This is a genomic window from Salinimicrobium xinjiangense DSM 19287 (assembly GCF_000423585.1).
Classification (GTDB): domain Bacteria; phylum Bacteroidota; class Bacteroidia; order Flavobacteriales; family Flavobacteriaceae; genus Salinimicrobium; species Salinimicrobium xinjiangense.
Map to the genome: position 1 here is coordinate 433,175 of NZ_AUIG01000001.1, position 13,867 is coordinate 447,041.

The window sequence follows — 13,867 nt, forward strand, 5'->3', positions numbered from 1 at the left end:
TTTGGATATTTCATAAAAAAAGCTGCCTTTTTGGGGCAGCTTTTTTTATGTGTAGTGGGCGACTTTTCCAATTACCTCAGAATAAAATCGTCTTATCCTATTAAAATCTTCTTCTTTATCTATGGTAGTAAAAAGAGGTTTAGAAATCTGTACTTTTTTCTTTCCAAAATCAAAAGCGATCATAACGATGGGAACCTTTGCAGTTCTTGCTATGTAGTAAAAACCTGTTTTCCAATCCTGAACCTTCTTTCGGGTTCCTTCGGGTGCAATAGCAAGTCTGAACTCTTCTTTATTTCCAAATTTTGCAGCCATCGCTTCCACCTTATTCTGGCCCGGAGTACGATCCAGCGGAGTGCCGCCCATCCATCTAAAGTACCAGCCAAAAGGGGGTTTAAAAAGTTCTTTTTTGGCAACAAATTTTATATCGACATCTAGGATGCGCCTAACGAGCAAGCCCAGATAAAAATCATGCCAGCTGGTATGCGGCACCACAATTACTACGGCTTTTTTTACATCTGCAGGCCAGCGTCCTTCAAACTTCCAGCCCATAATTTTAAAATAAATGAACCTAGCTAACCAGTTCATTCTCTCTATTGCTCTTGGTGATCTCTCCGCCCCTTCTCTTTCGCTCTTCATAGAGGAGCGCTAACTCCCTTCCGGTTTGACCTTTTACAGAAGTGTTCTCCTCGGCGCGTCTAATGAGATAAGGCACCACCTCCCGTACCGGACCAAAAGGTACCAGCTTGGCAACATTGTATCCTGCCTCAGCCAAATTATAACTAATGTGTTCACTCATCCCAAATAGTTGTGAGAACCACACCCGGTCATCATTTTTATCAATGCCTTTGTCTTCCATGATCTGAAGGGCAAGATAGTTACTCATTTCATTATGGGATCCAATAAAAACAGAGATATCATCAATGTGTGCAAGGCAGTATGTCAAAACTCCGTTATAATTCACATCTGTAGCTTCCTTGTTCTCACATATAGGTGATAAATATCCCATTTTGGCAGCTCTTTCATTTTCCTTCTCAAGGTAAGCCCCCCTAACAATTTTTGCACCGACTATAAAGCCCTGTTCTTTTGCACGGCTATGAAGATCTTTTATATACTGCATTCTGTCCCAGCGATAACACTGAAGCGTGTTGAAGATGATCGCTTTTTCGCGGTTGTACTTGAACATCATCTCTTCAATAAGTATATCTGCAGCATCCTGCATCCAGCTTTCTTCGGCATCTGCCAGCAGTCTTACCCCCTGCTTGTATGCTTCTTCACAGATCCTATTGACACGATTCTTAACTCTTTGCCATTCCTCTTCCTCTTCCAGGGAAAGACTGGCGTTAGCAGAAACTTTTTGCCAAAGTTCAAATCTTCCTATTCCAGTAGGCTTAAAAACAGCGAAGGGCATTTCCTCTCTTCCGGAAATGAATTTGACAATATTTGTTTTACGTTCAATGGCTTTTTCGAATTCACTCTCTTTCTCCTTGCCTTCAACCGAATAGTCAAGTATACTGTGAAGATTCTTGGAGTACATCTTTTCTATGGTTGGCAAACAATCTTTCTCGGTAACCCCCCCACAAAACTGGTTAAAAACAGTTTTTTTTATCAGGGTTTCTACAGGTAAATGCACCTTTAGAGCCAGGTTAGTCATTGTTGTTCCTGCCTTAACCAGAAGTGGGCGATCAATCATTTCAAAAAGAAAAATTGCCCTGTTGAGTTCTGAGTCAGATTTTAATCTGAAAGCTGTCTCAGTATCATTGAAAATCTTTTTTGTGATCATTAGAGATAATTAGTAATACAAAGATAATTATTGAGTGGAGATTGTTAGGAATTTTCTCCTTATTTTCGAGCCTTTATTGCACATTTTTTAATCCAATTATGAATAGAATTTCACCCGCCGGGACGGTGGTATTTAATCTGGAAGGGTATCAAAAATTTAGCCGGTTTCTTGAAGAAAAACGTTTTTCAAAATTATTCGTTTTAGTTGATACAAATACCCATCAACATTGTCTTCCTTCTTTTTTACAAAAACTGGAAACAGAAATTCCAGTAGAGGTACTGGAAATTGATAACGGGGAAGAATATAAGAATCTTGAGACCTGTGGCGGACTATGGAATGCCTTATCTGAACTGGAAGGAGACAGAAAAAGCCTGTTGATAAATTTGGGAGGCGGAGTGGTGACCGATCTTGGAGGATTTGTTGCTTCCGCTTTTAAAAGAGGTATTTCCTTTGTTCACTTCCCTACTACCCTTCTGTCTATGGTGGATGCTGCAGTAGGTGGAAAAAATGGAGTGAACCTGGGAAATCTTAAGAATCAGGTAGGGATCATTAGAGAACCGGAAATGGTAGTGACAGACACTTCTTTTCTTTCGACTTTACCCGCAGCCGAAATGCGCAGCGGCCTGGCCGAAATGTTTAAGCACGGGCTTATAGCAGATGAAGATTACTGGAGCCGGCTTATTAATTTAAGGGAACTGGATCTTAATGATCTTGACGGTTTAATAAGAGAATCTATTGTTATAAAGGAGAGGGTTGTTCAACAGGATCCTTTGGAAAATAATCTTAGAAAAAGTCTCAACTTTGGTCATACGCTTGGTCATGCTGTTGAATCTTATTTCCTGGAGCAACCCGATAAGGAAAAGTTACTTCATGGAGAAGCTGTTGCTGCGGGAATGGTGATGGCCGGCTTTTTATCCACAGAACTCGAAAATTTTTCGCTGGAAAAAAGAGATGAAATTCGCCGGGTGATCCATGCGATGTATGGAAAAATTAACCTGCGTAAGGAAGACGAAGAAAAAATTATGCACCTCATGAAATTTGATAAAAAAAATGAGGGAGGAAGAATAAATTTTGTTCTTTTGCGCAGGATCGGAGAACCGGTAATAGACCGCGAGGTACCGAATAGTCTTATTTCAGAAGCTTTCAGGTATTATCTTGATTAACAGTGAAAAGGAGATTATTTTAAAATCCTAAGACATTAAATTTTTTATTTATTTTAACGGCAGCGGAAGAATGAATCATTATTTTCGCTTAGATGGAGGACCAAAAAAACATTTATGAAAAGAATTATTGTTGACTACAAGAAACTTACTCCCGAAATTTTAGGATTGTTGGTGGAAAAATATCCCGATGGATATGATGACGATCAGATCATCTCTTTTAGAAATGCCAAAAATGAAACCGTTGAAGCGGTCGAGGTAAGAACAGAAGACAGTATTTATCTTGTTAAAGTGAGTACGCGTCTTGAAAACACCATGGCCAATTATGACGAAGATGATTATGATGACGCAGATTTTAATGAGCCAATTGTTGAGATACCCGAAAAACCTGAAGATGAAGTAGAAGATGAACTTGATCAGGACGAAGAAGACGAAGACCAAGAAGTATAGTTACAAATACATGTAAAAAGAAGCCGCTTGAAAAAGCGGCTTCTTTTTTTCATTTTAGGAAGGTTTGATCAGGCATGTTGTTCCGCATGCTTTCCTTCTTTAATTTCCTCTATCAGTTTGCCGTTAAAGGCAGGAAGATCATCGGGATTTCTACTGGTCACAAATCCCTGGTCTACTACTACTTCTTCATCTACCCAGTTAGCTCCTGCATTCACAAGGTCATCCTTTAAGGTATGATATGAAGTCATAGTCCTACCTTTAACTACACCCGCACTTATAAGAGTCCAGGGAGCATGACAAATTGCTGCGACAGGTTTTTTTTGCTCAAAAAAGTCCCGTACGAAGGTCTGAGCTTTTTTATTTGTTCTAAGGTTATCGGGATTCATTACTCCTCCTGGCAGGACCAGGGCATTGTAATCTTTAGCACTAACCTCACCCAACACCTTATCTACATTGTATTCCTTTGACCAATCGGTCTTGTCCCAGGCTTTGATCTTGCCCGATTCCGGGCTTACTATATGAACCTCAAATCCCTCGTCTTCCATAGCTTCTTTTGGAGAGGTAAGTTCAACTTCTTCAAATCCATTTGTCGCTAAAATTGCTACTTTCTTTTTCATATCTAATTTTTTATAGTTCAACATTATTTCAACAATAAGATAACCACAACAGACCATCTTTTGTGCTAAAAAGCCTATAAAATAAAGGGAATGAAGGTTAAACTTTAAACGAACATGATTGCTGAAATGACTTTTGTACGAAGAATGGATCCGGAGCAGTCGATTTTAGATCCTCAACGAATCAAAAAAGATTCTGATTAGTATGAGCAGGTATTTTCAGAAATTTCATCTTTTTGAACAATCAAGGTTCTGAAATTTACTCTCTGTGTTTCTTATTCTTTTTCTCTATTTCTCTTTGCTTGGCCCGTTTTTCTTCTTCTTCCTCCTTATCAGAATGAGATTGCAGTGTATCAAGTATTCTTTTTTCATCAATAAGTTGTCCTCTCTTTTGTTCCAGGCGTTCTAATTCCTGGTAAATAGCGGGTTCGGCATATTCATTTGGCTCCACCTTTTCTCTTTTGTAAAGAGCATATTGAACTGTGAATTCGGCTCCATAGAATACAATAAGGCAGGTATAATAGACCCATAAGAGGATCAATACCACCGAAGAAGCCCCTCCATATATGGAACCCGGATTACTCTGCCCAAAATAGAATCCTATAAGATATTCGGCTATCAGGAACAGAAAGGTAGTGAGTACTGCTCCCAGGTAAGTTGTTTTCCAGCGGAGTTTCACATCGGGCAACCATTTAAAAATGGCAGCAAAAAGAGACATGATAATGGAAAAGGAAATCACGAAATTGGCAAGATCAAGGAGAAACATAGTTATTGAAGGAGAGATGGATGCCAAATAATCTTTAATAGCATTAAGCACAGCAGAGATCACCAGAGAAACAAGCAATAATAAACCCAGCACCAGCACCATTCCCAGAGAGATGATCCTGTTAATTACCACCCTTTTCACTGTATTCTTTTTTGCAGCGATATTCCATATATTGTTCATTGCGGCCTTCAGTTGAAAGAAAACTCCCGTGGCACCAAAGATCAAAAATGCAAATCCAAAAATGACTGCCCAGGTTGAACTCTGGTCAAGAGCGGCATTTGCAACCATATTTTCAATGGCTTTGGCAGCATCAACACCTATGAATTCTCCTATTTCCTGGGTAATTCTTCCCTGTACTGCTTTTCTTCCGAAGAAATAACCAGCTATGGTAACTACAATGATGAGCAGGGATGGAAGAGAAAAGAGAGCGTAGTAAGCAATGGTCGCGCTACGGGCCCATGGATCATTACGATTCCAGTTAAAGTATGCCTTTTTAAGAAGACTGATGAAAACTTTAAATCTTCGCGTGATTTCTCCCATATCTACAAGGTATAAATACTACGGCAATAAAAAAACCCTCTAAACTATTGCTTAGAGGGTTTTTAATAAGAATTTAGTAAATTAAAGATTCTCAAAAATTGAATGCATTAAACGCTTTTTGTCATTAATACTTTCTTCCAGAGAGATCATTGTTTCGGTTCGGTAAACTCCTTCTATATCATCAAGCTTAAAGATGATCTCTTTAGCATGCTGGGTATCTCTGGCCCTGATCTTACAAAACACATTGAATTTGCCTGTAGTGACGTGAGCCACAGTGACAAAAGGTATTTCGTTTATACGCTCCAGTACAAATTTCGTCTGGGAGGTGTTCTGTAAAAATATGCCTACATACGCAATAAATGCATATCCCAGTTTCTCATAATTAAGCGTTAGGGAAGATCCAAGGATTATTCCTGCTTCTTCCATTTTTTTTACTCTCACATGCACGGTCCCGGCAGAAATATTTAATTTCTTAGCTATATCAGTAAAAGGGGTCCGGGTGTTGTCGATCAACATATTAAGTATTTGGTGATCTGTCGCATCTAATCTAAACTTTGCCATATCTTATCTTTTGTAGATTTTCCAATATTTTAAACGAAGTACAAAATTAGCACAAATTGATTAGATTATAAACAAGATTTCCCTATTTTAAAGGGTTTTTATTGATAACTTCTCGTTATTTAACAAAATAACCTCTACTATATCGTTTTCGGAAAGCTCCTCTTTATCCAAATTCTTCACCACTCCTCCTTTAGCATCAATTTCCTGATGGCCAAAAACACTTAGACGGGGCGCCATGGTTTGCACCTGGGGAAGGAAATCTATTTCCCCCGCACGTATGATCTCCTTGAACTGAAAAGCAATATCCAACTCCTGCCCTTTCACTACTACATTTCTCAGGATCACATCATAAAAGGATTTTGAATTCTCAGGAATGGCGAAATAGTCGTCCACTGCTTCTTTTAAATATTGTTTTGACTGAATTGCCTGTAGAGCCACAACAAGTGAGTAAGTAAACAATTCTCGGGTTTTCTCTCTTTGATAATCTCCGGGAAAATGTCCGCATTCAAACAGGATTGTTGGCACATGCTGTGCCTGAAAATAATCCCCCGTACAATTGATATTAAAAGAATCATCAAACCTCCCTACCTGCCCCGGAATTAGTCCCTGTAAGGCTTTATTCATTGCAACAATCAGTTTCATTGCATTTTCTCTAACCTCTGTTAGCGTACGCTCCTCATCCATGGAAGGTGCAAGAAAGGATAGGCTGGCCGGGTTTCGCTCTTTACCTGCACCAAATATGGTTCTTTGATCATGAAGATTAAAACAAAAATCTGGTTGAAAATTTTTAAAACATGTCCTTAACACCCGGCTCTCCGGCTCATGAAGATCACATGCGTCTCTGTTCAGGTCTGTTTTGTTTACATTTTCCCTGGTATAACGCGCTGCACCATCCGGATTGAGCATAGGAATGATCAACAGTGTAATATCATTTAGCACCTGCTGTACTTCTTTCTCATCTTTAAACTGAGAAAAAAAGTTCAACAGATCAAGGAGACCTTTTGTTGTGGTTGTTTCATTGCCATGCATTTGTGACCAGGCGAGAATTTTTACGGGACCTGAACCAATCTTAACAGACTCAATAGGGACGTTAAGAAACGATCTCCCAATTTCTGTCACCCTAAATTCTGCACCTAATTTTTTAAGCTGAGGAGAAAGCTCTTTATATGATAAAAATCTTCCCGATACGTCCGCTTTAAAGGAATGGTAATTCTGTAGAAAACTATCTGCTATATTCATGTAACAAAAGTAAATAATCTTAAAATTACAATTGTAAACCAGAAATAAGAAGGTGACTGTCTACTATTGTAAACAGTTTCTCTACCCCTGTAAACACCAGTAATGGAATATTTCCCATTAAAATTTATTCGGCATTTAATTAATTGTATTTTAGTTAATTACATAGTGTGGCAGTAAGTAATACTTTACTTAAAATGAAGTGTTTTTAGCTTGTATTGTTTGCTAAAAATATATGTGTTACTTTTGTAAACTCATTTTATTATTAAATTTGTTTACAATGGTGAACACTGAAGAATTTACAATCCGACTCAACAAGATCATGGAATATTACGACCTCTCAGCTGCTTCTTTTGCCGATAAAATTGATGTAGGTCGCTCCTCAATATCCCACCTCCTTTCAGGCCGAAATAAACCCAGCCTGGATTTTGTAATGAAGATCATAAATGCTTTTCCCGAAGTTGAGTTATATTGGCTTCTTAATGGTAAGGGAAGTTTTCCCGGAAAACATTCCGGAGATCCTCAAAAAGAAAAAGCTCCTAATGTTCGTGCAGAGGTGCAGGATCTTTTTACACCCGCTCCCCTTACATCGGTATCCGAAAAGAATAATTCTCCTGCGGGTAAGGAAATAAGAAAGATTATTGTACTCTATGCAGATGGTAGTTTTGAAGCCTATGAGAACTGAAAAGCAAAAAAAGATATTAAATTTGCAGAATGAAACGATATCTTCCCGGCTTACTTGCCCTCGTTAGCCTTTTCTCCTGTGTTGAGCCCCAACGTAATTGTGATGATTTCAGGACCGGTACCTTTGAATTTGAATCTTATCTTGAAGGTGAGCTTGTGAAAAGTCACTTTATTCGGAATGACAGTATTGAAATTGATTTTTTCAGAGGTAAAACCGATACCTCTTCCGTCCGCTGGATCAATAATTGTGAATATATCATCTCAAACCTCAATCCAAAGAACAGAGCTGAGGAAAAGCCAATTCATATTAAGATCCTGGCTACAGAGGGTAATTCTTATACTTTTGAATACGGACTTGTGGGAGAGCCCAAAAAACAAAGAGGAACGGTTGTAAAGGTGGAATAGATAACTTTGGACGGTAAACGCAAATAAAAACCCAAAGAGAGCTTCTCTTATTAGTACACTGCTTATACTAACTGTGCTTTATTGCGGGTTGTTTCTCTTCAGGATCTCGTTTTGTTCCTGCATTAATTCAGTAAGATTAGTAAGAAGTTCTATATTTTTCGGAGTCTCTACGCTCTTGTCCTTCGGGTCCTCAGCCTTCTTTCTGAAACGATTCATCAATTTAATTACCAGGAACACTGTAAATCCTATAATAACAAAATCGATGAAAACTTCTATCAGCAATCCATAACCAATTGCAACTTCTTCTACAGCTTCTGCCCCATCTGTTGCCGGTATTGCTTCCTGTAAGACAAATTTCCTGTCACCATACTTTATTCTTCCCGTTAACATTGATAAGGGGGGCATCACCACCTGTTTTACCAGCACATCGACGACACGATTAAAGGCGGTACCTATTATAATACCCACGGCCATGTCGATCATATTGCCTTTTACGGCAAATTCCTTAAACTCTTTAACTAAACCCAATGCCATTATTCGTCAAATAATTTGATCTGAGCTTCATCTGTCTTACCCGGCTTTTTTTGAAGTTTTGTCTCAGAAAAATTCGGTGAGCCAGCGGAATCTTCGTTTCCTACAGCTTCTTCATCTACCACCTCCATATCTTCGGGAGCTGTCTCTTCAGGCTCTACAAAAGGTTTTGGATCTAATAGATTTATCTGTTTTACTTTTTCTGAAGTTAACTGGTTCCCAAGAGCCTTAATCCCCTTGATCGCAATAAATTCTTCAACCTCTATGACATCATTCGGTTTCTGATCCTTATTCCTGGTCTTACCATATACCACTTCTGCCACAGGTAAATAATCTGTGGAAACTACTTCCAGATAGGATTTGGGATGCTCTCCTATAAAATTCTCTTCCTTATCAGGATTTTCAATTATAAATCGTTTAACGTAGAACTTTTCTTTTTCCCCTTCCCAATAGATCGCCGACACAGGTTTCTTTGGCGACCACTTTTCAAGCACAATGATATCATCGTCGAAGCGGGTAGTTAATTCCGGTTTGATCGTTTTCACCACTCCGTTCTGTGTGATGATCAAGAGGCGGTCTTCTCCTTTAAATTCTCCAAGGAGATCTCCTCTTTCATCTACATTCAATCTTCTCACGGTGTCATCAAACCATATTCTTCTTGGTTTGAGAGTGGAAACCCCTTCCTCCTTAAGCTCGATCTTTTTAACAGGATACTTTGTAACAATATTACCTTTTACAGCCCTTCCTTTAATGGCCATGTCTGCAAAATCTACCTCAAATTTCAGCTTTTTGATACTGCCTACCTGCCGCAGGTAGACCATCACCACTTCGGCCTCTCCGTTAGGGTTGGCTGAAAAATAGGAGATTTCAGATCCTTTCTTTCCCTGGGTAAGGTCGTATTCTCTATCCCTTGTTACAGAGGTTACAGCAAATCGCTTGATATAGGATGCACCGGCTTTTCCATCTTTATAAATAAGATTATAGATCGTCCTGCGGTCTTTTTTCTTAAAGATGGCAACATGAATAATGTCCTTTCCTATAAAAGTCTTTGAATCCACCTTAGTAATCATCATCTTTCCCTCCCTGGTAAAACAGATCACATCATCAATGTCTGAACAATCTGTTACATACTCATCCTTTTTAAGCGCTGTTCCCACAAATCCTTCGACCCGGTTAACATACAGCCTTGTATTTCTTATGACAACTTTCGTAGCTTCAATATCATCAAATAACCTGAGTTCAGTTTTTCGTTCCTTGCCGGCTCCATATTCTTTTTTCAATCGGGTAAAATAGGCTACCGCATAGGTTATGAGATGATCAAGATGATGCTTTATCTGTGCGATCTCTCCTTCGAGAGCCTCAATTTTTTGCTGAGCCTTTTCAAGATCGAATTTCGAAATCCTTTTGATCCTTATTTCCGTAAGCCGCACAATGTCCTCTTCGGTCACTGCACGCTTCAGGTGAGCAATATGAGGCTTTAACCCGTCATCGATCGCTCTTATCACCCCCTCCCAGGTTTCTTCCTCTTCTATATCCCGATAGATCCTTTTTTCAATAAAGATCCTCTCTAGTGAGGCAAAATGCCATTGCTCCTGAAATTCTTCCAGTTTCACTTCAAGATCCCTTTTTAGTAGACTCAACGTGTGATCTGTAGACCTTCTAAGGATTTCTGAAACTCCTAAAAAAGCAGGTTTGTTGTCAATAATAATACATCCTAAAGGAGAAATAGATATCTCGCAATTGGTGAATGCGTAAAGAGCATCAATGGTTTTATCGGGTGAAATATTTCCCGGCAAGTGAATTACGATCTCTACGTCACTTGAGGTGTTGTCTTCAATTTTCTTGATCTTGATCTTACCCTTATCATTTGCTTTAAGAATGGAATCAATCAAAGTGGAAGTGTTGGTGCTAAAAGGTATTTCTCTTATTACCAGCGTATTTTTGTCGAGCTGAGAAATTTTGGCCCGTACCCTTACGCGGCCTCCCCTCATGCCATCATTGTAGTTGGTGATATCTGCAATTCCACCTGTAATAAAATCGGGATAAAGCTTAAATTTCTTACCCTGAAGATGCTTTATACTGGCGTCAATAAGTTCGTTAAAATTGTGAGGCAGTATTTTTGTACTTAATCCCACAGCAATACCTTCGGCACCCTGGGCCAATAAAAGCGGAAACATCACCGGAAGATTTACCGGTTCCTTTTTCCGTCCGTCGTATGACAGTTGCCATTCAGTTATTTTAGGATTGTAAACAACATCGAGAGCGAATTTTGAAAGCCGGGCTTCAATGTATCTGGGTGCAGCAGCACCATCTCCGGTAAGAATATTTCCCCAGTTTCCCTGGGTATCTATAAGCAGGTCTTTCTGCCCCACCTGCACCATGGCATCTCCAATACTCGCATCTCCGTGAGGATGATACTGCATGGTATGCCCAACGATATTGGCGACCTTATTATACCGCCCGTCATCAAGATCCTTCATGGAATGCATGATACGGCGTTGTACAGGTTTAAAACCATCTTCAAGAGCGGGAACTGCCCTTTCCAGAATAACATAGGAAGCGTAGTCAAGGAACCAGTCCTTGTACATGCCGGTCACCCGGGTAAGTACCTCCTGATTTTCTGAATTTATCTCCTCACTCTGCTCAAACTGCTCGTCTTGCGGATCGTTTAAATTCTCGTTCTCCATTTAAGCCCTCGCTTTATTTTTTTCCAATACTTTGGCCAGTGACATCTTTAACGACTTCACTTTCTTGCCTGTCAAAAAGGTGATATTGTATTTATAATGCCTGTATCCTTTACTGTTCCTGGAATGGATGTAAATATGCAGACGTTTGTAAAAAAAGTAATTTTCGACTCTAAAATCTTTAAGTTTTGACTTGGGAACTTCAGTCCTTTGTTCACGATAATGCATGAACTGTGAAACCAGTACCCCGTTACTTTTAAAGTTTATGGTTTCTCCATCGCTGTCAAATTCAAAAGTTTTTCCAACAATAAAAATGTAGATACCCACAAGCAATGCAATTATATTGGGAATTAAGCTACTGTAATTAAAGGGAACATCATCATATTTAAGTTCAACAGAAGCAAACGCATTGGTAATAAATACAGCCACTACAATTATATAAATTGAGGGAATGATTCCGGTTTCCTTCCTGTTATTGAACTTCATACTTTATTCTTCTATAAGATCCAGCTCCACTTTCAGGTTGTCAATTATAAACTCCTGCCTGTCCGGCGTATTTTTACCCATGTAGAAGCTTAGCATCTCTTCTATGCTCATATCCTTATCAAGCATTACAGGATCCAGCCGAATATCTTCTCCAATGAAATGTCTGAATTCATCGGGTGAAATTTCCCCCAGACCCTTAAATCGCGTGATCTCTGGTTTTCCTGAAAGCTTTGCAACAGCATCCCTTCTCTCCTGTTCGCTGTAACAGTAGATGGTCTCTCTTTTATTTCGAACGCGGAAAAGTGGTGTTTGCAGGATATAGAGATGATTTTCTTTTATCAACTCCGGAAAGAACTGTAAAAAGAAAGTAATTAGCAGTAACCTGATGTGCATCCCATCAACATCGGCATCTGTAGCGATCACAATATTGTTATACCGGAGATCTTCCATGGATTCTTCGATATTCAGCGCCGCCTGAAGCAGGTTGAACTCTTCATTCTCATAAACGATCTTCTTACTTAAACCGTAGCTGTTAAGCGGTTTCCCTTTTAAACTAAATACTGCCTGAGTATTCACATCCCGGGATTTGGTGATCGATCCACTCGCAGAATCTCCCTCGGTTATGAATAGTGTACTTTCCAGATAACGCTCCTTCTTACTGTCTCCCAAGTGAATACGGCAGTCTCTTAATTTTTTGTTGTGCAGACTGGCTTTTTTAGCCCTGTCTTTTGCCAGCTTCCTAATACCCGAAAGCTCTTTACGCTCCCGCTCTGCCTGTAAGATCTTCCTTTGCAGCAAATCTGCTGTTTCAGGATTCTTGTGCAGGTAATTGTCCAGCTGTGTCTTTAGAAAATCATTAATGTAGGTTCTCACCGTTGGCAGATCCCCGCCCATATCTGTAGAACCAAGTTTGGTTTTAGTCTGGCTTTCAAATACCGGCTCCATAACCTTGATGCTTATAGCCGAAACTATTGATTTTCTAACGTCACTTGCTTCAAAGTTCTTGTTGTAGAATTCCCTTAGGGTCTTAACCACAGCCTCTCTAAAAGCGGCTAAATGTGTTCCTCCCTGGGAAGTGTGCTGCCCGTTCACGAACGAGTGATATTCTTCGCTGTACTGGGTTTTACTGTGGGTTATAGCAACTTCAATATCATGTCCGCGCAGGTGAATTATAGGATATAACCTGTCATCATCTTTTATACTGTCTGCAAGAAGATCGGCAAGACCATTTTCTGAATAGAATTTCTCCCCGTTAAAAACTATCGTCAGTCCCGGATTGAGATAGACGTAGTTCTTAAGCATTTTCTCGATATACTCAGATCGGAATTTATAGTGCTTAAAAATCACCTCATCCGGAGTAAAGGTTACCTTGGTACCTCTCCTCCTGGAAGTCTCTTCCAGTTCTTCTTCGTTGATAAGATTCCCCTGCTCAAATTCGGCTGACTTTGATCTGCCATCACGCGTTGATTCAACCCTAAAGTTGCTTGACAAAGCATTTACAGCCTTGGTACCAACTCCGTTTAGTCCAACAGATTTCTTGAATGCACGGGTATCATATTTTCCACCCGTATTCATTTTAGAAACCACGTCCACTACCTTTCCTAAAGGAATTCCGCGGCCATAATCTCTTACGATCACTTTTTGATTCTGAACGGAGATCTCAATGGTCTTTCCTGCACCCATGACAAATTCATCGATACAGTTATCAATCACCTCTTTAAGAAGAATATAGATCCCGTCATCTGCACTGGAACCATCTCCAAGTTTTCCAATATACATCCCGGGACGCATCCGAATATGTTCCTTCCAGTCTAAAGATCGTATGTTATCTTCGGTGTATTTTGTTTCTTCAATCATAGCTGCCTCCTGCGGTTTCGTGGCTAATATAAGCTTTCCCCTAAAAAGTTGAAACCTTCCGGTCACAAAATAATTAACAAATGTTTCACAACTACTGAATTCAAGATTTAAGG

The 13,867-nt window shown here is 39.5% G+C and carries 14 protein-coding genes; 4 read left to right on the forward strand and 10 right to left on the reverse strand.

Going from position 1 to position 13,867, the window contains the following annotated elements; genetic code table 11:
* Positions 1–45 precede the first annotated feature (45 nt).
* Together G564_RS0101995 and G564_RS0102000 are read right to left on the reverse strand one after the other, a co-directional pair.
* Positions 46–585, reverse strand: coding sequence for a 1-acyl-sn-glycerol-3-phosphate acyltransferase (locus tag G564_RS0101995; RefSeq protein ID WP_029036180.1), 540 nt, complete (start codon positions 583–585; stop codon positions 46–48).
* Positions 569–1,780 carry a proline dehydrogenase family protein gene (locus G564_RS0102000; protein WP_029036181.1) on the reverse strand — a complete coding sequence of 404 codons (1,212 nt, stop codon included), beginning with the start codon at positions 1,778–1,780 and terminating at the stop codon, positions 569–571. The genes G564_RS0101995 and G564_RS0102000 overlap by 17 nt, the downstream gene beginning before the upstream one ends.
* Before the next feature lie 98 nt (positions 1,781–1,878).
* Between G564_RS0102000 and aroB the strand changes: the two genes are divergently transcribed.
* Together aroB and G564_RS0102010 are read left to right on the forward strand one after the other, a co-directional pair.
* Positions 1,879–2,943, forward strand: coding sequence for a 3-dehydroquinate synthase (gene aroB / locus G564_RS0102005; RefSeq protein WP_029036182.1), 1,065 nt, complete (start codon positions 1,879–1,881; stop codon positions 2,941–2,943).
* 114 nt (positions 2,944–3,057) lie between these two features.
* Positions 3,058–3,390, forward strand: a complete 333-nt coding sequence (locus G564_RS0102010; protein ID WP_029036183.1) for a hypothetical protein — start codon at positions 3,058–3,060, stop codon at positions 3,388–3,390.
* A gap of 68 nt (positions 3,391–3,458) precedes the next feature.
* Here G564_RS0102010 and G564_RS0102015 read toward each other — a convergent pair whose 3' ends face one another.
* The 4 genes from G564_RS0102015 to G564_RS0102030 all read right to left on the reverse strand — a co-directional run bounded on the left by G564_RS0102015 (position 3,459) and on the right by G564_RS0102030 (position 7,110).
* A complete protein-coding gene (locus G564_RS0102015) occupies positions 3,459–4,007 on the reverse strand; it encodes a type 1 glutamine amidotransferase domain-containing protein (protein WP_029036184.1) in 549 nt (182 codons plus the stop codon).
* A 256-nt stretch (positions 4,008–4,263) separates the two neighbouring features.
* Positions 4,264–5,310, reverse strand: coding sequence for a YihY/virulence factor BrkB family protein (locus G564_RS18340; protein ID WP_051205251.1), 1,047 nt, complete (start codon positions 5,308–5,310; stop codon positions 4,264–4,266).
* 81 nt (positions 5,311–5,391) lie between these two features.
* Positions 5,392–5,871 carry an Lrp/AsnC family transcriptional regulator gene (locus G564_RS0102025; RefSeq protein WP_029036185.1) on the reverse strand — a complete coding sequence of 160 codons (480 nt, stop codon included), beginning with the start codon at positions 5,869–5,871 and terminating at the stop codon, positions 5,392–5,394.
* A gap of 87 nt (positions 5,872–5,958) precedes the next feature.
* Positions 5,959–7,110 (reverse strand): M14 family metallopeptidase, encoded by a 1,152-nt coding sequence (locus G564_RS0102030; protein WP_029036186.1) that lies wholly within the window; start codon positions 7,108–7,110, stop codon positions 5,959–5,961.
* A gap of 277 nt (positions 7,111–7,387) precedes the next feature.
* On the opposite strand from G564_RS0102030, the gene G564_RS0102035 reads away from it, so the two are divergent.
* A complete protein-coding gene (locus G564_RS0102035; RefSeq protein ID WP_029036187.1) occupies positions 7,388–7,792 on the forward strand; it encodes a helix-turn-helix domain-containing protein in 405 nt (134 codons plus the stop codon).
* Positions 7,793–7,821: 29 nt separating this feature from the next.
* Positions 7,822–8,196, forward strand: a complete 375-nt coding sequence (locus G564_RS0102040; RefSeq protein ID WP_029036188.1) for a hypothetical protein — start codon at positions 7,822–7,824, stop codon at positions 8,194–8,196.
* 78 nt (positions 8,197–8,274) lie between these two features.
* Here the strand turns inward: G564_RS0102040 and mscL are convergent, their stop codons facing one another.
* From mscL to G564_RS0102060, 4 genes are read right to left on the reverse strand one after another with little or no spacing between them, the layout of a single operon-like run.
* The gene (gene mscL / locus G564_RS0102045; RefSeq protein ID WP_029036189.1) at positions 8,275–8,724 is read right to left on the reverse strand and encodes a large conductance mechanosensitive channel protein MscL; all 450 of its coding nucleotides are present in this window, start codon (positions 8,722–8,724) and stop codon (positions 8,275–8,277) included.
* Between the two features lie 5 nt (positions 8,725–8,729).
* Positions 8,730–11,414, reverse strand: coding sequence for a DNA gyrase/topoisomerase IV subunit A (locus G564_RS0102050; RefSeq protein ID WP_029036190.1), 2,685 nt, complete (start codon positions 11,412–11,414; stop codon positions 8,730–8,732).
* Positions 11,415–11,897: a hypothetical protein gene (locus G564_RS0102055; RefSeq protein WP_029036191.1), complete on the reverse strand. Its 483-nt coding sequence runs from the start codon at positions 11,895–11,897 to the stop codon at positions 11,415–11,417.
* 3 nt (positions 11,898–11,900) lie between these two features.
* Positions 11,901–13,754 (reverse strand): DNA topoisomerase IV subunit B, encoded by a 1,854-nt coding sequence (locus G564_RS0102060; protein WP_029036192.1) that lies wholly within the window; start codon positions 13,752–13,754, stop codon positions 11,901–11,903.
* Positions 13,755–13,867: the final 113 nt, after the last annotated feature.

Excerpts from the sequence above, each read along its gene's own strand:
- G564_RS18340 (WP_051205251.1), bottom strand. The coding sequence starts at position 5,310 with ATGGGAGAAATCACGCGAAGATTTAAAGTTTTCATCAGTCTTCTTAAA.
- G564_RS0102050 (WP_029036190.1), bottom strand. The coding sequence starts at position 11,414 with ATGGAGAACGAGAATTTAAACGATCCGCAAGACGAGCAGTTTGAGCAG.
- G564_RS0102040 (WP_029036188.1), top strand. The coding sequence starts at position 7,822 with ATGAAACGATATCTTCCCGGCTTACTTGCCCTCGTTAGCCTTTTCTCC.
- G564_RS0102055 (WP_029036191.1), bottom strand. The coding sequence starts at position 11,897 with ATGAAGTTCAATAACAGGAAGGAAACCGGAATCATTCCCTCAATTTAT.
- G564_RS0101995 (WP_029036180.1), bottom strand. The coding sequence starts at position 585 with ATGAACTGGTTAGCTAGGTTCATTTATTTTAAAATTATGGGCTGGAAG.
- G564_RS0102000 (WP_029036181.1), bottom strand. The coding sequence starts at position 1,780 with ATGATCACAAAAAAGATTTTCAATGATACTGAGACAGCTTTCAGATTA.
- aroB (WP_029036182.1), top strand. The coding sequence starts at position 1,879 with ATGAATAGAATTTCACCCGCCGGGACGGTGGTATTTAATCTGGAAGGG.
- G564_RS0102025 (WP_029036185.1), bottom strand. The coding sequence starts at position 5,871 with ATGGCAAAGTTTAGATTAGATGCGACAGATCACCAAATACTTAATATG.
- G564_RS0102060 (WP_029036192.1), bottom strand. The coding sequence starts at position 13,754 with ATGATTGAAGAAACAAAATACACCGAAGATAACATACGATCTTTAGAC.
- G564_RS0102015 (WP_029036184.1), bottom strand. The coding sequence starts at position 4,007 with ATGAAAAAGAAAGTAGCAATTTTAGCGACAAATGGATTTGAAGAAGTT.
- G564_RS0102010 (WP_029036183.1), top strand. The coding sequence starts at position 3,058 with ATGAAAAGAATTATTGTTGACTACAAGAAACTTACTCCCGAAATTTTA.
- G564_RS0102035 (WP_029036187.1), top strand. The coding sequence starts at position 7,388 with ATGGTGAACACTGAAGAATTTACAATCCGACTCAACAAGATCATGGAA.
- G564_RS0102030 (WP_029036186.1), bottom strand. The coding sequence starts at position 7,110 with ATGAATATAGCAGATAGTTTTCTACAGAATTACCATTCCTTTAAAGCG.